We start from the raw sequence: 18,157 nt of genomic DNA, 5'->3' as shown, positions 1-18,157 counted from the left end.
AGACGATCAGTTAAAAGCTACTATCAAGCTTACACCAATTGAGCCAGTTATTACAGAAACAGAAATCATCTTACAACCAATTTACTTTGAGTACAACAAAAGCAACATCACCGAAGACGGCGCCTTTGAGTTAGACAAACTGGTAAAAGTAATGCAAGACAATCCAAAACTAGTAATCTTGGCCAAATCTCATACTGATAACAGAGGAAGTGATACGTACAACCTAAACTTATCAGACAGAAGAGCAAAATCAACGGTACAATACGTAATCTCTAAAGGAATCGACAGAGCTAGAATCTCAGGAAAAGGATTTGGAGAAACAGAACCAAAAGTTGACTGCGGACAAACTTGCACCGAAGAACAATACGCGCAAAACAGAAGAAGCGAGTTCTTGATTGTGAAGTAAATTATAATATTTTATAAATATAAAAGCCTCTATGTGTTTTCATATAGAGGCTTTTTCTAAAAATTCAAAATGAATTTGTTTCATAAATTAATAAATCATTTCGTTGGAAATATTGCAATTTGGATCTTTTATGGGGGCAAAAAAACAATTGATGAAGTTGCTAAAAATGACAACTCGTTTCTAGGATTTATAATTGTAATTATTTTAGCATTTATTCTCTTTTATTCGTTTAAATAAATCATCAACTTTCCTTAACTTTACAGTTCAAAAAATTTCTAAAATGGACTTTATATACCAAGATCCGTATCCTATTTTAAAAGACGATACACAGTACAAAAAAATCACTTCCGATTACGTAAAAGTGGAACAATTTGGAGATAGAGAAATTCTAACTGTTGACCCAAAAGGATTAGAATTGTTAGCACAAGAAGCAATGAATGACGTTTCTTTTATGTTGAGAACAGCGCATTTACAAAAATTAAACAACATCCTTAACGATCCAGAAGCTACCGATAACGACCGATTTGTTGCTTATAATTTATTGCAAAATGCTGTTGTAGCTGTCGAAGGGCAGTTGCCATCTTGCCAAGATACTGGAACGGCAATTGTAATGGCTAAAAAAGGTGAAAATGTTTATACGGGTGTTGATGATGCCGAGTGGTTATCAAAAGGAATTTTCAATACTTATCAAATGAAGAATTTGCGTTATTCGCAGATAGTTCCGATTTCGATGTTTGAAGAAAAAAATTCAGGTTCAAATTTGCCAGCTCAAATTGATATTTATGCCAAAAAAGGAGCTTCCTATGAATTTTTATTTTTAGCAAAAGGCGGTGGTTCTGCCAACAAAACGTTTTTGTATCAAAAAACAAAATCGCTATTGAATGAAAAATCAATGGAAGAATTTGTTCGCGAAAAAATTAAAGATTTAGGTACTTCTGCTTGTCCACCTTACCATTTAGCTTTGGTAATTGGAGGAACTTCTGCCGAAGCCAATTTAGCCGCTGTAAAAAAAGCCTCTGCTGGTTATTTTGACAATCTTCCAACTTCAGGAAATATGGCTGGTCAAGCTTTTCGTGATTTAGAATGGGAGAAAAAAGTACTTGAATATTGTCAAGAAAGTGCTATTGGAGCGCAATTTGGCGGAAAATATTTTGCTCACGATGTGCGCGTAATTCGTTTGCCACGACATGCTGCTTCTTGTCCAGTTGGTCTTGGTGTTTCGTGTTCGGCTGATAGAAATATTAAAGGAAAAATTACCAAAGAAGGAATTTTTGTAGAACAATTAGAAACCAATCCAAAGCAATTTTTACCTGAAATACCGCCACATATGGAAAAAGCGGTTGAAGTAGATTTGAACCGTCCAATGCCAGAAATTTTAGCAGAATTATCTAAATATCCAATCAAAACTAGATTAATTTTGAATGGAACTTTAATAGTTGCTAGAGACATTGCTCATGCTAAAATAAAAGAACTTTTAGATGCTGGTAAACCAATGCCAGAGTATTTCAAAAACCATCCCGTTTATTATGCTGGCCCAGCCAAAACACCTGAAGGAATGCCATCAGGAAGTTTTGGACCAACAACGGCTGGACGAATGGATGTTTATGTAGAAGAGTTCCAAAAAGCGGGTGGAAGTATGATTATGTTGGCAAAAGGAAACCGTACCAAAGAAGTGATGGAAGCTTGCAACAAATATGGCGGATTCTATTTAGGTTCGATAGGTGGACCAGCAGCAATTTTGGCACAAGAAAATATCCTAAAAGTGGAAGTAGTAGATTTTGAAGAATTAGGAATGGAAGCTGTTCGTAAAATAACAGTAAAAAACTTCCCAGCCTTTATTATTACAGATGATAAAGGGAATGATTTCTTTGCTAATTTATAAAAAAAGAAACACGAATTTTCACGAAGATTTGTTTGCGTATTTATTTCACTAATTTGTTTTTCGTGTAATTATTAAGCGAAATTAATTTGTGCAAATTTGTGTAATTTGTGTCAAAAAAAACAAAAATATGCCTTTTAAAGAAACATTTTCTGAATTTTATAACAAAGTCAAAACCAGTTTGGATGATGGAACTTTTGCCAAATTAACGTTAGCAAAAACCATTGGAAATACTGAATTGATGAATATTTATGTACGTCCGATAATGGATGAAAATGATTTGAAATTAGAATTGAAATACAAATTTCAAAAAGAAGAAATTTTCGAAATTCATACGATTGATTCCGCTTTTACTCGGTTATTGGAATTTATAAACAATCCGTTTTTATCGGCCATTTTATTTACTACCGAATTTGATTTGACTTACAAATTAAACAAAAAACGTGCGGTAAGTATGGTAGAGCAATTTCCAAGTTTTGCTCATGCATCGCCTGTGATTATAGAGTATTTAGAATCAAAAAATTAATTAAAAAAGCCACAGAACTCTATTGAATTTTGTGGCTTTCTTAAAAAAACTAGTTTATATTCATCTCAGGAATTTCTCCTTCAATAATTAATTCGGCTTCTGTTGAAGCTATGATGTGTTCAACAGAAACTCCAGGTGCGCGTTCTAGTAATTTAAAACCTTTTGGAGTGATTTCTAAAACTGCCAATTCGGTTACTATTTTTTTTACACATCCAACACCCGTTAGTGGCAATGAACATTTTTTAAGAATTTTACTTTCGCCCGCTTTGTTCACGTGCATCATGGCTACAATTATATTTTCGGCAGAAGCTACTAAATCCATTGCGCCACCCATGCCTTTTACCATTTTTCCCGGAATTTTCCAGTTGGCAATATCGCCGTTTTCTGAAACTTCCATGGCACCAAGAATGGTTAAGTCTACATGTTGACCACGAATCATCCCGAAACTAAAAGCCGAATCAAAGAAACTTGCACCAGGCAAAGTCGTGATGGTTTGTTTTCCAGCGTTGATTAAATCGGCATCTTCTTCGCCTTCAAATGGGAATGGACCCATTCCGAGAACACCATTTTCACTTTGAAATTCAACTGAAATATCAGTGCGAACATAGTTAGCAACCAGAGTTGGAATTCCAATTCCTAAGTTTACATAATAACCGTCTTTTACTTCTTTGGCTATTCGTCTTGCAATATCGTTTTTATCTAATGCCATGCTTTATAAATTTGAAATTAGGTAAGGTGATGTCCATGCTGTTCTTGCCCCATTTGAACAAACTGTTCTCATATAAAAATCATAAGTGTAACTTCTGTTTAAATTAACAACAGGCCAACCACTAGTTGAAGCAGTAAAGATTGTTCCTGAATTTGCTGATGCCCCGTGGAGCACAACAGTATATTCAAAATTAGTGTTACCATTGTATGCCCATTGCAAAGCAACATAAGCATATGTTGAATTTAATGATTCAATTTGATGGGATAAATTGGAAGGTAAATTACATGGCGAATTCCCATTTTGATAGTTTACAGGTTCAGACCACGGACTCCACATTTGAGAATCGTTACAAAACGTTCTAACATAAAACTCATAGTTTGTATTAGGAGTAAAAGTAAAACCTGAGTGGTTTTCTGTATTTCCAGCATTTATTGTTGTCCCAGTTCCCAATGTAAATCCGGCTGGTCCATACTGAATTTGTGCATTCATAGGATAATCATCGGTATTATCGGTCCATACTAAATAACCACCACCATAAGTAAGATTGGTTGGACTATTGCAATAACTACTAATGGTTAATGCCTTTGGTGAAGACCAGTCACTAGAACTTTCAGAAGAACAGATTGCTCTTATATAAAAAACGTAAGTTGCTGACTGAGAAATTGCCAATTCTGTAATTGTTTTGGTTGCAGTTAATCCATTAATAATAAATTTGCTACCATAATCTGCTACTGGTGTAGCACTAGCTTGCTGATAGGAAACTTCATAATATAATGGAGAAGAATCAGATACAATATTAAAAACTAAAGAACCTGATTGTTGAACTACAGTAAAGGAAGTTATACTTTTACAAGGATTTGCAGTGTTAGTAGGTTCATTTGTGCTACTATCTTTGCTGCAGGCATTAATAAATAAGGAAATTATTAAAATTCCAAAAATTATTTTTTTCATTCTATTCTTTTTTAAACTTTATGCTTTTTGTCTTACCGTTCTTTGTTCAATTCTTTTTTCAAATTTTTCTCCTTTGAAAATTCTTTGAATCAAAATGCCAGGAATATGAACTTGATTTGGATCTAAAGTTCCAGCAGGAACTAGTTCTTCTACTTCGGCGATGGTTATTTTTCCTGCTCCACACATACATGGGTTGAAGTTTCTGGCTGTTCCTTTGAAAATTAAATTTCCTGCTTCGTCGCCTTTCCATGCTTTTACTATTGAAAAATCGGCTTTGAATGCGTGTTCCATAACGTGCATTTTTCCGTTGAATTCGCGCGTTTCTTTTCCTATGGCAACTTCGGTTCCGAAACCAGCTGGTGTGAAGAATGCTGGAATTCCTGCTTGGGCTGCACGACAACGCTCGGCAAGAGTTCCTTGTGGAATTAATTCTACATCGAGTTCGCCAGAAAGCATTTGACGTTCAAATTCGGCATTTTCGCCAACGTAAGACGAAATCATTTTTTTGATTTGTTTTTGTTGCAATAATAAGCCTAAACCAAAATCGTCAACACCAGCATTGTTGGAAATACATGTTAGGTTTTTAGTTCCTTTTTTTACCAATTCGGCAATGCTGTTTTCTGGGATTCCACAAAGTCCGAAACCGCCTAGCATTATGGTCATATTGTCTTCAATACCTTGAAGTGCTTCTTGAACAGAGTTTACTTTTTTGTTAATCATATTTTTGAAACTATGTTTTTTATATTTTTCACTAACTTTTATTTGTACCTAACCATTCCGATAGTCTAGCCCTGATGGAAGCGGCATCCTTTTTATTGCTTTAAGATGGAGCCCTTCGACTGCGCTCAGGGTGACAAAAGCAATAAAAAGATATAGCGTACAGCAGGATTAGCTTCTAATTATTCAATTTGAAATTCATCAATATCTTGTTCGGCTTGAATGGTATCATTTTCTACTGGCGTGTAGGCTCTTGGTGTATAACAATCAACTTTTATGGATAGATTTTCGGGTTTTTCGAATTCTTCGGTGGAAACGTTTAGTTTTTCGTCGCCATAGCATTTTTTCATAAAAATACCCCAAATAGGTAAAGCAGCTGTTGCTCCTTGACCATAAGTAATGCTTTTGAAACGAGCCGAACGGTCTTCGCAACCAACCCAAACGCCTGTTACAAGATTAGGAACCATTCCCATAAACCAACCATCAGATTGATTTTGGGTTGTGCCTGTTTTTCCAGCAATAGGATTTTTTAGTACGTATGGATAACCTGTTACTCGGTTGTAACCATGACCACCACTATCGGTACGAAGTCTATCGCCAGAACCGCCTTCGGTAACACCTTCGAGCAATTTGATAACAGCAAAAGCAATGTCTTTGTTCAATACATCATGCGATTCAGGAATTGGTTCGTAGATTACAACACCGTTTTTATCTTCTATTCTTGAAATAAATTGTGGCTTGATATAAACACCTTGATTAGCAAATGTGCTGTAGGCAGCCACCATATCATGAACGGTAATATCAACGGCTCCTAGTGCAATAGACGGTTGAACAGGAATTTCGGATTTTACACCAAGTTTATGTGTAAGTTCGACAACAGCTTCTGGGCCAACTTTATCAATCAATTTAGCTGAAACGGTGTTGATAGAATTTGCCAAAGCTTTTTTGAGTGTAACCATTCCACGATAGCGTTGATCAGAATTACGAGGTTCCCAATCTTCGGTTACGTGATGACGCCCTTTTCTTATTATAAATGGACCATCGATTATGGTGTCACACGGCGAAGCACCTAATTGTTCGATAGCTGTTGCATACACAAAAGGTTTGAATGTTGATCCAACTTGACGTGCGCCTTGCCCTACGTGGTCGTATTGAAAATATTTGTAGTTGATTCCGCCAACCCATGCCTTGATATGACCAGTTTGTGGTTCCATAGCCATAACGCCCGATTGTAGAAAATGCTTATAATATCTTATAGAATCTGTTGGAGACATTATGGTATCTCTTTCGCCTTTCCATGTGAAAACTTTCATTTTGGTTTTGACTGCAAATGATTTGATAATATCGTCTTCGCTTTTTCCTTGCGCTTCCATTTGTTTCCATCTATCTGAATTTTTCATGGCTTGCATCATCAATTTTTTAGTTTCTGCATCAGAAATATTTACAAATGGAGCATTTTTATTGCCTTTTTGTTGGGCGTCAAATTCTTTTTGTAGATTGGTTAAATGGTCAGTAACAGCTTCTTCTGCATAGGTTTGCATGCGCGAATCGATAGTGGTGTAAATTTTCAAACCATCTTTGTATACATCGTAATCTGAACCATCTGGTTTTTTGTTTTCAGCCATCCATTTTTTCATAAAATCACGAAGGTATTCTCTGAAATAAGTTGCAATTCCTTCATGATGACTTTCTGGTTTGAAATGTAAAACGATAGGTTTTTTTTCTAGTTTAGTCTTGTCAGACTCTTTTAGAAATCCGTTTTTTACCATTTGACCTAACACTACATTTCTTCTGTTTTGTACTTTTTCTATTCGGCGAACAGGATTAAATAGAGAAGGATTTTTAAGCATTCCCACAAGCATTGCGCCTTCTTCGATTGTTAAATCGCGAGGTTCTTTTCCGAAATATACCTTGGCTGCCGAACGAATTCCAACAGCTGTATTAACAAAGTCAGCTTTATTGAAATACATTGCAATGATTTCATTTTTGGTATATTGTCTTTCTAAACGAATAGCAATAATCCATTCTTTTGCTTTTTGAATGATTCTAAAAGGTAAAAATTTTGAACCTTCTCCATGAAAAAGAAGTTTGGCTAATTGTTGTGTAAGTGTACTTGCTCCACCGTTGGTTCCTAAACTCATCATGGCTCTTAGCGTTCCACGACCGTCGATACCTGAATGCTCATAGAAACGCTCGTCTTCGGTAGAAACTAATGCATCTACAAGGTGTTTAGGCAAGTCGCTATATTTTATTGAAGTACGGTTTTCGTTGTAAAATTTACCAATAGTGACACCATCGGTAGAAATAATTTCGGTTGCCAAATTTGAATTAGGATTTTCTAAATCTTCAAATGACGGCATTGAACCAAAAAGTCCCCACGATGCAAAAAGAAAGAATAAAAAGATGCCTCCAAGTCCGTATAGGAAGATTTTCCAAAATTTCTTTTTATAGTAATTAATGTCTTTTACCTGATTTGCAGTATTAGATTTTGTTGTAGCCATACGAATTATTCTAATGTTTCTATTCTAAAACCTACTTCGGTTATTCCTTCTAATTTATTAATTCCAGCAACTTTTCCTGTCTGTCTTGCTGCTTGCTTGATGGTAACTTTATGTTTACCAGCTTTAAATTTAGCACGTTCTTTATAAACCAGTTTGCTTTCTTTTACATCTGAAAAACCATCGCCAAGCAAATTACCTTCTGCATCAGCCATTTCATATTCAAGAGTATCCACTTTGGTTACACCATCTGGGTAACTCATGCTAACAATTAGAAAAATATTATTAAACGGATAATCCTTGTTATCTCTCAAATTTAAGAACAAATTGTATTCCTTTTTTGGATCGAGTTTTGGCAAATCAAATGAAACCAAAGAATCTTTATCCCAAGAATTCCCAACTGATTTATAATCGTCAAAAACTCTTTTCTTATCACAAGAAAAAAGAAAAAAGACCATCAACATAAATAAAAAATTACTTTTTAGGCTCATTTTTGTTTACAGGAGTTATTTTGTTGTTTGGATTACGATGATTTTTGTTTGGATGCTTTTGATTTTGATTGCCATTTTGTTTTAGCTTCTCACTATTTTGATTCACTGGCTTTTGATTTTGATTTGCGTTTTGTTGTGGCTTATCACTATTTTGATTCACCGGCTTTTGATTTTGATTAGCGTTTTGTTGCTGTGGTCTATCGCCGTTAGATTTTCTATTCTTGTTTTTATTGTTTTTCTTTTTCTTAGGTTGGTCAAAACGAGTTAAACTTTCTTGACCCATTGCATTATTGAAGTCTTTTACTTCTTCTTGCGTAATTTCTAAAGCAAAATCTTCTAAAGAGGAAACACGTTTTTTCTCTTTATTTTGAGCAATAATTTCTCTTACTTGATCAATTTTTAAAACATGCCAATTAGCAAAATTATCGGTGTAAGCAAACCACATTAATCCTTTGAAAATATCTTGTTTTTGACAAATTGCGTCACCTTTTTCGGTGTGTAATTTGGTTTCAAATTCTGGAAAATCTTTTAAAGCGTCAAGATAAGTGTCTAATTCATAATTCAAACAACACTTCAATTTTCCGCATTGACCTGCTAGTTTTTGTGGATTTAACGACAATTGTTGGTAACGGGCTGCCGATGTATTGACGCTTCTAAAATCGGTTAACCATGTTGAACAACACAATTCTCTTCCACATGAACCAATTCCACCCAAACGAGAAGCTTCTTGACGAAAACCAACTTGTTTCATCTCGATTCTGGTTTTGAAAACCTGCGCAAATTCTTTAATCAATTGACGAAAATCAACTCTATCTTCAGCAGTGTAATAAAAAATAGCTTTTGAACCATCACCTTGAAATTCTATATCAGAAATCTTCATTTGTAACTTTAAAGCAATAGCAATTTCACGTGCTTTTACTTTCATTGGTTCTTCTTTATCGCGAGCATCACTCCAAATATCGATGTCTTTTTGAGAAGCTTTTCGGTACACTTTAGCAATTTCGTTGCTTGTATGATTCACGCCTTTTTTCTTCATTTGAATCTTTACCAATTCGCCTGTAAGTGTTACAATACCAATGTCATGACCAGGTGAAGCTTCGGTAGCAACAATATCGCCAATACTCAAAGTAAGTTTTTCAGTATTTCGGTAGAATTCTTTTCGTCCGTTTTTGAAACGAACTTCTACACAATCAAAAGGAGCTTCGCCATTGGGTAAACTCATATTAGCCAACCAATCAAAAACGGTTAATTTATTGCAGCTATCAGTGCCGCAAGTCCCATTATTTTTACAACCCTTAGGCGCACCGCCATCAGAAGTTGAACAACTTGTACATGCCATAATTATATATGTAGTATTGCCAAAAAGCAATTTAAGTTCATAAAACGATTAATTGGTAAAGATAGTATTTTTAAAAAATAAATTCCAATAAAAAAATCCCAAATTCCAAGTTTGAAAAAACAGTTGAAATTTGGGATTTTAAATAGTTGATTTTTAAAATAGTTACTCTAAAATCTTAAATAATTTATCGGATAATCTTACTCTAAATGGTAAAATAAAAGTGACTTTATCACCTATTTTAGCAACCGAATTTTCACTACCGTTTACCATCATTTTGTCTAAAATTACTTCTTCGTTTCCAGTTGTTGGACCTGAAATTAAGATTTTATCACCTACATTTAATTCGTTATTTTCGATGATAAATAATCCAACTTGTGGTTTTGGATAATAATGTTCAGCTTTACCAACAAGTACTTTTTTTACTTTTATTTTCTGACGAATATCTTTTGGTTTTTGAGCAATCGCTAAGGATTTATCAGATAGTTCACCTGAATGTTTAAATAATAGATTTTCTGATTTTCCTTTGCGGAAGACTTTATTTCCAACTTGTTTTCCTCTTCTCAATTTCACTTGTTCTACCAAGGGCAAATGAATGGTGTCTAAACATTCTTTTGAACAACAGTTTTCCATTGCAGCTTTACAATCATCACATTGAATGAATAATAAATGACAACCATCGTTTTCACAATTGGTGTGATTATCGCAAGGTTTTCCGCATTGATGGCATTGAGAAACAATATCATCGGTAATTCTCTCGCCGAGTCTATGGTCGAAAACAAAGTTCTTTCCTATGAATTTACTTTCGATGTTTTCTTCCTTTATTTGTTTGGCATAATTGATAATTCCGCCTTCTAATTGAAACACATTTTTAAAACCTTGGTGTTTAAAATAGGCTGATGCTTTCTCACATCGAATTCCTCCAGTGCAATACATCACTAGGTTTTTATCTTCTTTAAAATCTTTTAATTGCTCGTTGATAATCGGCAGACTTTCTCTAAAAGTTTCAACATCTGGAGTTATTGCACCTTTAAAATGGCCGATTTCACTTTCGTAGTGGTTTCTAAAATCGACTACAATTGTGTTTGGATCTTCTAAAATCTGATTGAATTCTTTGGCTTTCAAATGCACTCCGATATTGGTTACGTCAAACGTTTCGTCGTTCAATCCGTCGGCTACAATTTTGTCACGGACTTTTACGGTTAATTTCAAAAACGAATGATCATCGTGTTCTACAGCTACATTCAAACGAATTCCTCGCATAAATTCATAAGCTTCTAAAGTTTCTCTAAAAGCTTCAAAGTTTTCTGCTGGAACGCTCATTTGAGCATTAATTCCCTCTTTGGCTACATAGGTTCGGCCAAGAGCGTCGAGTTGGTTCCATTGGATAAATAAATCGTCGCGAAATTTTTTGGGATCTTCAATTTTGGCATACGCATAGAAAGATAATGTAAGACGTTGTTTTCCGGCTTCATCAATTAATTGAGCTCTTTCTTCTGCGCTTAAGGTGTTATACAGTTGCATGCTATAAACGTTTAAGTGAGAAATATGTTTTGAATTCTTAATGGAAGAATTCGGGTGCAAAGTTAAAAATTTTTATTTAACCACAAAGCACACAAAGAATGCACTAAGTTCACAAAGTATAAAAAAAGAAAAAGCACTAAATTAATAGTGCTCTTTGTGCCTTCTTTGCGAACTTAGTGGTTAGAAAACTAACAGAATTCTGCGTAAGCGTCTTTCAAGTTTTCTGCAATCATTTCTGCAGGACGACCTTCAATGTGGTGACGTTCTAGCATGTGAACTAATTCACCATTTTTGAACAAAGCCATACTAGGTGACGAAGGAGGAAAAGGAAACATTTCTTCTCTAGCAGCATCAACTGCTTCTTTGTCAACTCCTGCAAAAACCGTTACTAAATGATCTGGTTTTTTTGCTCCGTCCAAACTCATTTTTGCTCCTGGACGAGCGTTTCTAGCAGCGCAACCACAAACTGAGTTTACAACTACAAGCGTTGTACCTTCCGTTTTAATTGCATTTTTCACTTCTTCAGCGCTGTATAAATCTTGAAAACCTGCTTCAGAAAGTTCTGCTCGCATTGGTTTTACCATTTCTTCTGGATACATATTTTGTAATTTTAAATATTAGATATAAAATTTTAGATTTTGAAAATCTTTCGCAAAGATAAATAGAATTCTAATTTTTAGAATCAATTCAATCATAAACATTTGTTATTCTTTAATAGACTTAACAAATCCTTCAATCGATTCTCTACTCGTTCCATTATGATTCAAATGCTTAATAAAAGCACTTCCGATAATTGCTCCCGAACCAAATTCGCAAACCGTTTCAAAAGTCTTTTTATCATGAACACCAAAACCTATTAAATCCGGATTTTGCAACTTCATGTTCTGAATGCGTTGATAATAATCAGTTTGAAAAGTAATCGCGTTTGTGCTTCCTGTAATGCTATTAGACGAAACCAAATAAATAAATCCCGACGAATAACTATCCAATTGCCTAATGCGTTCTTCTGAGGTTTCTGGTGTTATCAACAACACATTTGAAACTTGATTTACTTCACACAATTCTTTAAAATTCGAAAGATAATAGTGCAATGGCATATCTGGAATGATAATTCCGTCAACACCAACTTGTGCACATTTTTCTATGAATTCTTTTTCACCAAATTGTAAAACTACATTCAAATAACCCATCAATACGATTGGCTTTTGAGTGATATTTCGTAGCGATTGCAATTGTTCAAATAAAAGATTTAAGGTCATTCCGTTTTCAATCGCTTGCCCACTGCTTTCTTGAATAACTGGTCCATCTGCCAAAGGATCAGAATACGGAAATCCAATTTCAATCATATCAACATCGCTTTCATCTAAATGTTTTAAAATGGTAAGCGTGTCGTTCAAATTTGGAAATCCTGCCGTAAAATACAACGACAAAATGTTCTCTTTTTTGGTTTCAAATAAGTTTTGGATTCTATTTTTCATCTGTTCTGTAATTTTGTAATGTTGCCAAATCTTTGTCGCCTCTTCCTGATAAATTTACTACCACAATATCGGTAGTTTTCAATTTCATTTTATGCAAATACGCCAAAGCATGTGCCGATTCAATGGCTGGAATAATTCCTTCTATTCGAGACAAATCGTAAGCCGCTTGCATCGCTTCTTCATCGGTAATCGAAACTACTTCTGCTTTATTAGTATCATGCAAATAGGAATGAATCGGACCAATTCCGGGATAATCTAATCCTGCCGAAATCGAATGTGGTTCTACAATTTGTCCGTCATCGGTTTGAATTAAGTAGGTTTTACTTCCGTGAATGATTCCTTTTTTACCCAAAGCAATGGTTGCAGCGGTTTTTCCTGAATGAACACCCAAACCGCCAGCTTCCACAGCAATTAATTGTGTTTTTCCATTGTCAATAAAATGATAGAAAGCACCGATGGCATTGCTTCCGCCACCAAGACAAGCTACCACGTAATCCGGATTTTCATCGCCTGTTTTTTCTTTCAATTGGATTTTGATTTCTTCGCTGATAACCGATTGAAATTGTGCCACCAAATCAGGATAAGGATGCGGACCAACAACCGAACCAATAATATAATGTGTTCCAACTGGATCATTTATCCAAGCTCGGATGGCTTCGTTTGTAGCATCTTTTAACGTTTTACTTCCGCTAGTTGCAGGTTGAATTTTCGCACCCAAAAGACGCATACGTTCTACATTTGGTTTTTGACGTTCGATGTCAATTTCGCCCATGTAAATCGTGCAATCTAAACCTAACAATGCACAAGCAGTAGCTGTAGCAACGCCATGTTGACCTGCGCCCGTTTCTGCAATAATTCGTTTTTTATTGAGTCGTTTTGCTAATAAAACTTGACCGATCGCATTGTTGATTTTGTGTGCGCCGGTGTGATTCAAATCTTCTCTTTTCAGATAAATTTGCGCTTGGAATTGTTCCGATAAATTCTTCGAAAAATACAATGGTGTTGGTCGTCCAACATAATCTTTCAGCAGCAATTTGAACTCTTTTTGAAAGTCTTCTGTTGCTATGATTTGTAAATAATTTTGTTGCAATTCCAATACGTTTGGATACAACATTTCGGGTACAAATGCACCGCCAAATTCGCCATAAAATCCGTTTTCATCAGGTTGTAAAGTCGTTTTCATCGTCTTCTTATTTTTTCTATTAATTCACTAACTTCTTCAGTAATTTTTTTAGTATTTGAATCTTCTAATCTGCTATTGAAATCCAATCCTGCTAACATCGGATACTTATCAAATTTAAGCTTACCGATAGTATGAATGCTTAATCCGCCACTTAAAATAAATGGTTTTGATAAAGTATAATTTTCTAATAATTCCCAATCAAATGTTTTTCCGCTTCCACCATATTTAGGTGTTTTAGTGTCAAATAAAAAGTAATCGCAAACCTTTTCATAAGCCGCAACTTCATTAAAATTGAAATAAGGATCTACCGAAAATACTTTGATCACATTGATATTATTTTCTTTCAAAACTTCACATTCGGCAACCGATTCATTTCCGTGTAATTGAATAAAATCAAACGAAAATTGCTTTTGAATTTCAATAATTCGATTAACATCTTCATTTACAAAAACAGCAACCTTTTTTATATTTTCAGGTAATTTTTCTAACGATTTAGATGAAAAATCTTCACCAACATAACGCTTCGATTTTGGATAAAAAATAAATCCCATATAATCGGGTTGCAAGGCGCCGACTTCAAGTATATTTTTCGGAAATTTCATTCCGCAAATCTTTATTTTCATAATAATTGTTGAATTAAATTTTTACATTTTTCTGCCGGATTTTCTTCTTTCATAAAATATTCTCCCATCAAAAATCCATTAAATCCATTGGCTTGCAAAAGCTGAATAGTTTCTAAAGAATTGATACCGCTTTCAGCAATTTTTATGCTCGATTTAGGTAACAATTGCGCCAATTTTATACTGTTTTCAACTGAAACTTCAAACGAATTTAGATTGCGATTGTTGATTCCGATTAAATCAAAATTCAAATCCATGTTTTCCAAAATTTCTTCTTCATTTTGGGTTTCTAGAAACACTTCCATTCCTAATTCGTGTGCTAAATTGGTATAAGATTGCATTTGTTTTTTGGTCAAAATTTTAGCAATCAACAAAATCACATCGGCACCCATTGCTTTCGATTGAATAATTTGGTATTCATCGACCATAAAATCCTTTCGCAACATCGGAATAGTATTGTTTTTTCGAGCCAATTCAAAGTCGTTAGTTCTTGCTCCGAAAAAATCTACATCTGTCAAAACCGATAATCCAGAAACGGTTGCATTGGCATAACCTTGCGTAACTTCAACCACATTGGCATCCAAATTAATGTTTCCTTTAGCAGGAGATTTTCGCTTGAATTCGGCAATAATTCCGCCAGTAACCGAACTTTCAATGGCTTTTCTCAAAGAATGTGTCGCCGAATTAAACAATGGTTGTTCTTCTAAAAATGAAATAGAAAATTGCGCTTTTAAATTGGCAACTTCTTTTAATTTTTGTGCTTTTATAGTATCTAAAATATTCATTGAATTTCTTTTAATCGGTTAAACGAATTCTTAGCTTTCAATCCGAAAAGTGATTCTTTTGCTTGATCAAATGCTTCTTCAAAATTCAGATTTGGATGATAGGTTTGAATCGCCAAAGCAGCATTTACTAAAACCACATTATTTTGCGATTCGGTTCCTTTTCCGTCAATAATTGTGGTAAAAATCGCTGCGGCTTCTTCCAAAGTTTCGCCGCCATACAATTCGGAAAAAGTTATGTTTTTTAAACCTAAATCTTTGGCTTCTATAAAACGTTCGCCGTTGTTAGTAATCAACTTGGTTTTGTCGGTCAACGTTACCTCGTCAAAACCATCCAAACCGTAAATTACAGTGTATTGACTGTTTTCTTCTTGCAACAAATACTGATACATTCGCGCTAATTCCAAACTAAAAACGCCAGTCATTTGTACTTTTGGAAACGCCGGATTCACTAATGGACCAAGCATGTTAAAGAAAGTTTTAATACCTAATTCTTTTCGAATTGGACCAACAGCTTTCATTGCAGGATGAAATAATGGCGCGTGCAAAAAACAAATGTTAGTTTCTTCAATTTGTTGTTTCAAAACAGTTTCATCGGTTTGAAAAACTACTCCTAAAGTTTCTAAAACATTGGACGAACCAGAAATTGAAGAAACCCCATAATTTCCATGTTTCGCCACTGGAATTCCTGCACCAGCAACTACAAAAGAAGTTAGTGTTGAAATGTTAAACGTGTTTTTTCCATCGCCGCCAGTTCCACAAACATCCATCGGATTGTAAGCTGACAAATCGATTTTATGACACAAGCTTAATAAAGCTTCTCTGAATCCTAAAAGTTCGTCCAGCGTAATATTTCGCATTATAAAAACCGTCAAAAAAGAAGCAATCTGACTTGGGTTATATTTCCCTAAAGCGATGTCGGTAAGCACTTGTTTGGCTTCGTCTTTCGTTAGGGTTTTATGTTTGAATAAAGGTTCTAATATTGTTTTCATTTTAATTATTTATCCAATTAGTAAGTATCGTTTTTCCGTTTTCTGTGAGAATTGATTCAGGATGAAATTGCAATCCGCAAACATCATATTTTTTGTGTTTTATTGCCATGATATTTCCCAATTCGTCTTTGGCAAGAATTTCTAAATCATTTGAAATTTCTTCAGAAACAACCCACGAATGATAATGTCCAATCTTAAAATTTTTCGGAAGATTTTCAAATAAATAATCCTCTTTTACAATTTCAATTTCAGAAGCAACTCCATGAAGTGGTTCTGATAAATTGATTAAATCGGTGCCAAAATGTTCTGCAATGGCTTGATGTCCGAGACAAATTCCGAGGATACTTTTCGTGGAAGCAAATTCAGATAATAATTGCGGCATCATTCCAGCATTTCTTGGAATTCCTGGTCCAGGCGAAAGCACAATTTTATCGTACTGATTGATATACGAAAAATCGAGTTGATCGTTTTTGACAACATCAATTTCTGCAACACCAATTTCATAAAGTAAATGCACAATATTGTACACAAACGAATCATAATTATCTACTACAAGTATTTTCATAATTATATATTTTGAGCTAATTGAATCGCTTTTCGAAGAGCAGAAAGTTTAGTTTCTACTTCATTCAATTCACTGTTAACCTCTGATTTTGTTACGATTCCGCAACCTGCTTGATACGTCAATTGATTATTTCTGCTGACGAACGAACGAATAAAAATCGCGTGATTAAATCCGCCATTGAGTCCTATTATTCCAACCGTTCCGCCGTAAAATCCGCGTGATTGTGGTTCGTATTGATCTATTAATTGCATCGCTTTGTGTTTTGGCGCGCCAGATAAAGTTCCAGCAGGATAAGTGTCGCCCAAAATTTGTATCGGATTGTATTCAGGTTGTAATTCGGCACTAACTTTCGAAACCATGTGAATAACGTGCGAGTAATATTCGATCTTTTTAAAACTTTCAACGACTACTTTTTTGCTCGATTTACTCAAATCATTTCGAGCCAAATCGACTAACATAATGTGTTCGGCATTTTCCTTTGGATCGGCCAAAAGTGCTTCGGCTAAAAGTACATCTTGCGCATCGTCGCCAGTTCGTTTGAACGTTCCAGCAATCGGATTGATGATGGCTTTTTGGTCGTTTATTGTCAGTTGTGCTTCGGGTGAAGAACCAAATAATTTAAAATTTCCGTAATCAAAATAAAATAAATACGGTGATGGATTGATAGAACGTAATGCTCTGTACACATTGAATTCGTCTCCTTTAAATTGCTGTTTGTATTTTCTAGAAAGTACAATTTGAAACACATCGCCCACAAAACAATGTTCTTGACCTTTTTTAATGGCGCCTAAAAAATCATCATTTGTAAAATTAGATTCTTCGTCATTTTGAAGTGAAAATTTAAACTGTGTCACCGAACGATTGTTGATTATCTCCTGAATTTTATCCAAATTGGAGGTTTCATTTTCTTGCAAATGTTCTAACAAAAATAGTTCGTTGTTGAAGTGATTGAAGACAATCGTATAACGAAATAAATGGTATTGAATTAGAGGCAAATCGAAATCAGTATTGGTAAAAGTAATGTCTTCAAACAACGGAATTGCATCATAACTCGTGTAGCCAAACAATCCTAATGTTTCAAATCCGAGGTTTAAATCGGACACGGAAAATGATTTTGAAAACTGATTTAATTCGGTTGCAATTTCAATTTCTGAAGTTTGTTTTACAACAGTTTTTTTATCAGGAAAAGTGATTGTAGTTTGATTTGCATCAGCAATAAAGGATGCAATTGGATCCAAACAAATATAAGAATAGCTGTTTTCTTTGCTTTTATAATCGGAACTTTCTAACAGAAAACTATTAGAAAACTGATCGCGAAGTTTTAAATACAAACCAACTGGCGTATGCGTGTCGCTCAGGGTTTTGATTACTTTGGTTTGAAAATTATATAACATGATAATTGATTTTTTTGAGAAAAATTAGACATAAAAAAAACCCACTTGGAAAAGTGGGTTTAACAATATTGTAGAGATTTACAAATAGCAGTTACCAACCAATTCC

18 protein-coding genes are annotated in these 18,157 nt (G+C 34.7%); 3 read left to right on the top strand and 15 right to left on the bottom strand.

The window, feature by feature from the left end:
- The 3 genes from O9267_RS02190 to O9267_RS02180 all read left to right on the top strand — a co-directional run.
- Nucleotides 1-406, top strand: a 406-nt coding sequence (locus O9267_RS02190; protein ID WP_298175509.1) for an OmpA family protein, incomplete at its 5' end; no start/stop codon positions are given.
- 280 nt (nt 407-686) lie between these two features.
- The gene (locus tag O9267_RS02185) at nt 687-2,288 is read left to right on the top strand and encodes a fumarate hydratase (protein ID WP_298175508.1); all 1,602 of its coding nucleotides are present in this window, start codon (nt 687-689) and stop codon (nt 2,286-2,288) included.
- 127 nt (nt 2,289-2,415) lie between these two features.
- Nucleotides 2,416-2,811 carry a hypothetical protein gene (locus O9267_RS02180; RefSeq protein WP_298175507.1) on the top strand — a complete coding sequence of 132 codons (396 nt, stop codon included), beginning with the start codon at nt 2,416-2,418 and terminating at the stop codon, nt 2,809-2,811.
- Nucleotides 2,812-2,860: 49 nt separating this feature from the next.
- On the opposite strand, the gene O9267_RS02175 is transcribed toward O9267_RS02180, so the two are convergent.
- The 15 genes from O9267_RS02175 to O9267_RS02105 all read right to left on the bottom strand — a co-directional run bounded on the left by O9267_RS02175 (nt 2,861) and on the right by O9267_RS02105 (nt 18,051).
- Nucleotides 2,861-3,520, bottom strand: coding sequence for a CoA transferase subunit B (locus tag O9267_RS02175; protein ID WP_298175506.1), 660 nt, complete (start codon nt 3,518-3,520; stop codon nt 2,861-2,863).
- 3 nt (nt 3,521-3,523) lie between these two features.
- On the bottom strand, nt 3,524-4,471 hold the full coding sequence (locus O9267_RS02170) for a hypothetical protein (RefSeq protein ID WP_298175505.1): 948 nt from the start codon (nt 4,469-4,471) through the stop codon (nt 3,524-3,526).
- Nucleotides 4,472-4,489: 18 nt separating this feature from the next.
- A complete protein-coding gene (locus tag O9267_RS02165) occupies nt 4,490-5,191 on the bottom strand; it encodes a CoA transferase subunit A (protein WP_298175504.1) in 702 nt (233 codons plus the stop codon).
- A gap of 179 nt (nt 5,192-5,370) precedes the next feature.
- Nucleotides 5,371-7,689 (bottom strand): transglycosylase domain-containing protein, encoded by a 2,319-nt coding sequence (locus O9267_RS02160; protein ID WP_298175503.1) that lies wholly within the window; start codon nt 7,687-7,689, stop codon nt 5,371-5,373.
- A 5-nt stretch (nt 7,690-7,694) separates the two neighbouring features.
- Nucleotides 7,695-8,177 (bottom strand): gliding motility lipoprotein GldH, encoded by a 483-nt coding sequence (locus O9267_RS02155; protein WP_298175502.1) that lies wholly within the window; start codon nt 8,175-8,177, stop codon nt 7,695-7,697.
- Nucleotides 8,161-9,516 carry a regulatory iron-sulfur-containing complex subunit RicT gene (gene ricT, locus O9267_RS02150; RefSeq protein WP_298175501.1) on the bottom strand — a complete coding sequence of 452 codons (1,356 nt, stop codon included), beginning with the start codon at nt 9,514-9,516 and terminating at the stop codon, nt 8,161-8,163. Before ricT ends, O9267_RS02155 begins: the two co-directional genes overlap by 17 nt.
- A 162-nt stretch (nt 9,517-9,678) precedes the next feature.
- Nucleotides 9,679-11,037, bottom strand: a complete 1,359-nt coding sequence (locus O9267_RS02145; RefSeq protein WP_298175500.1) for a rhodanese-related sulfurtransferase — start codon at nt 11,035-11,037, stop codon at nt 9,679-9,681.
- 188 nt (nt 11,038-11,225) lie between these two features.
- Nucleotides 11,226-11,636: a BrxA/BrxB family bacilliredoxin gene (locus O9267_RS02140; protein ID WP_298117920.1), complete on the bottom strand. Its 411-nt coding sequence runs from the start codon at nt 11,634-11,636 to the stop codon at nt 11,226-11,228.
- A 105-nt stretch (nt 11,637-11,741) separates the two neighbouring features.
- Entirely contained in the window at nt 11,742-12,515 is a 774-nt protein-coding gene (gene trpA, locus O9267_RS02135; protein ID WP_298175499.1) for a tryptophan synthase subunit alpha, read from the bottom strand.
- Nucleotides 12,505-13,698 (bottom strand): tryptophan synthase subunit beta, encoded by a 1,194-nt coding sequence (gene trpB, locus O9267_RS02130; protein WP_298175498.1) that lies wholly within the window; start codon nt 13,696-13,698, stop codon nt 12,505-12,507. Before trpB ends, trpA begins: the two co-directional genes overlap by 11 nt.
- Nucleotides 13,695-14,321, bottom strand: a complete 627-nt coding sequence (locus O9267_RS02125) for a phosphoribosylanthranilate isomerase (protein WP_298175497.1) — start codon at nt 14,319-14,321, stop codon at nt 13,695-13,697. The genes trpB and O9267_RS02125 overlap by 4 nt, the downstream gene beginning before the upstream one ends.
- Complete coding sequence (locus O9267_RS02120) at nt 14,318-15,103, bottom strand: indole-3-glycerol phosphate synthase TrpC (protein WP_298175496.1); 786 nt, start codon at nt 15,101-15,103, stop codon at nt 14,318-14,320. The genes O9267_RS02125 and O9267_RS02120 overlap by 4 nt, the downstream gene beginning before the upstream one ends.
- Nucleotides 15,100-16,092 carry an anthranilate phosphoribosyltransferase gene (gene trpD / locus O9267_RS02115; protein WP_298175495.1) on the bottom strand — a complete coding sequence of 331 codons (993 nt, stop codon included), beginning with the start codon at nt 16,090-16,092 and terminating at the stop codon, nt 15,100-15,102. The genes O9267_RS02120 and trpD overlap by 4 nt, the downstream gene beginning before the upstream one ends.
- Before the next feature lies 1 nt (nt 16,093).
- Nucleotides 16,094-16,657, bottom strand: a complete 564-nt coding sequence (locus O9267_RS02110; protein WP_298175494.1) for an aminodeoxychorismate/anthranilate synthase component II — start codon at nt 16,655-16,657, stop codon at nt 16,094-16,096.
- A 2-nt stretch (nt 16,658-16,659) separates the two neighbouring features.
- Nucleotides 16,660-18,051 (bottom strand): anthranilate synthase component I family protein, encoded by a 1,392-nt coding sequence (locus tag O9267_RS02105; RefSeq protein WP_298175493.1) that lies wholly within the window; start codon nt 18,049-18,051, stop codon nt 16,660-16,662.
- Nucleotides 18,052-18,157: the final 106 nt, after the last annotated feature.

Origin of the sequence: Flavobacterium sp. (genome assembly GCF_027531705.1) — a bacterium.
Lineage (GTDB): Bacteria > Bacteroidota > Bacteroidia > Flavobacteriales > Flavobacteriaceae > Flavobacterium.
Note: the sequence above shows the minus strand (reverse complement) of the source record. Positions and strands in the feature narration are given on the sequence as shown.

Excerpts from the sequence above, each read along its gene's own strand:
- O9267_RS02185 (WP_298175508.1), top strand. The coding sequence starts at position 687 with ATGGACTTTATATACCAAGATCCGTATCCTATTTTAAAAGACGATACA.
- O9267_RS02180 (WP_298175507.1), top strand. The coding sequence starts at position 2,416 with ATGCCTTTTAAAGAAACATTTTCTGAATTTTATAACAAAGTCAAAACC.
- O9267_RS02175 (WP_298175506.1), bottom strand. The coding sequence starts at position 3,520 with ATGGCATTAGATAAAAACGATATTGCAAGACGAATAGCCAAAGAAGTA.
- O9267_RS02170 (WP_298175505.1), bottom strand. The coding sequence starts at position 4,471 with ATGAAAAAAATAATTTTTGGAATTTTAATAATTTCCTTATTTATTAAT.
- O9267_RS02165 (WP_298175504.1), bottom strand. The coding sequence starts at position 5,191 with ATGATTAACAAAAAAGTAAACTCTGTTCAAGAAGCACTTCAAGGTATT.
- O9267_RS02160 (WP_298175503.1), bottom strand. The coding sequence starts at position 7,689 with ATGGCTACAACAAAATCTAATACTGCAAATCAGGTAAAAGACATTAAT.
- O9267_RS02155 (WP_298175502.1), bottom strand. The coding sequence starts at position 8,177 with ATGAGCCTAAAAAGTAATTTTTTATTTATGTTGATGGTCTTTTTTCTT.
- ricT (WP_298175501.1), bottom strand. The coding sequence starts at position 9,516 with ATGGCATGTACAAGTTGTTCAACTTCTGATGGCGGTGCGCCTAAGGGT.
- O9267_RS02145 (WP_298175500.1), bottom strand. The coding sequence starts at position 11,037 with ATGCAACTGTATAACACCTTAAGCGCAGAAGAAAGAGCTCAATTAATT.
- O9267_RS02140 (WP_298117920.1), bottom strand. The coding sequence starts at position 11,636 with ATGTATCCAGAAGAAATGGTAAAACCAATGCGAGCAGAACTTTCTGAA.
- trpA (WP_298175499.1), bottom strand. The coding sequence starts at position 12,515 with ATGAAAAATAGAATCCAAAACTTATTTGAAACCAAAAAAGAGAACATT.
- trpB (WP_298175498.1), bottom strand. The coding sequence starts at position 13,698 with ATGAAAACGACTTTACAACCTGATGAAAACGGATTTTATGGCGAATTT.
- O9267_RS02125 (WP_298175497.1), bottom strand. The coding sequence starts at position 14,321 with ATGAAAATAAAGATTTGCGGAATGAAATTTCCGAAAAATATACTTGAA.
- O9267_RS02120 (WP_298175496.1), bottom strand. The coding sequence starts at position 15,103 with ATGAATATTTTAGATACTATAAAAGCACAAAAATTAAAAGAAGTTGCC.
- trpD (WP_298175495.1), bottom strand. The coding sequence starts at position 16,092 with ATGAAAACAATATTAGAACCTTTATTCAAACATAAAACCCTAACGAAA.
- O9267_RS02110 (WP_298175494.1), bottom strand. The coding sequence starts at position 16,657 with ATGAAAATACTTGTAGTAGATAATTATGATTCGTTTGTGTACAATATT.
- O9267_RS02105 (WP_298175493.1), bottom strand. The coding sequence starts at position 18,051 with ATGTTATATAATTTTCAAACCAAAGTAATCAAAACCCTGAGCGACACG.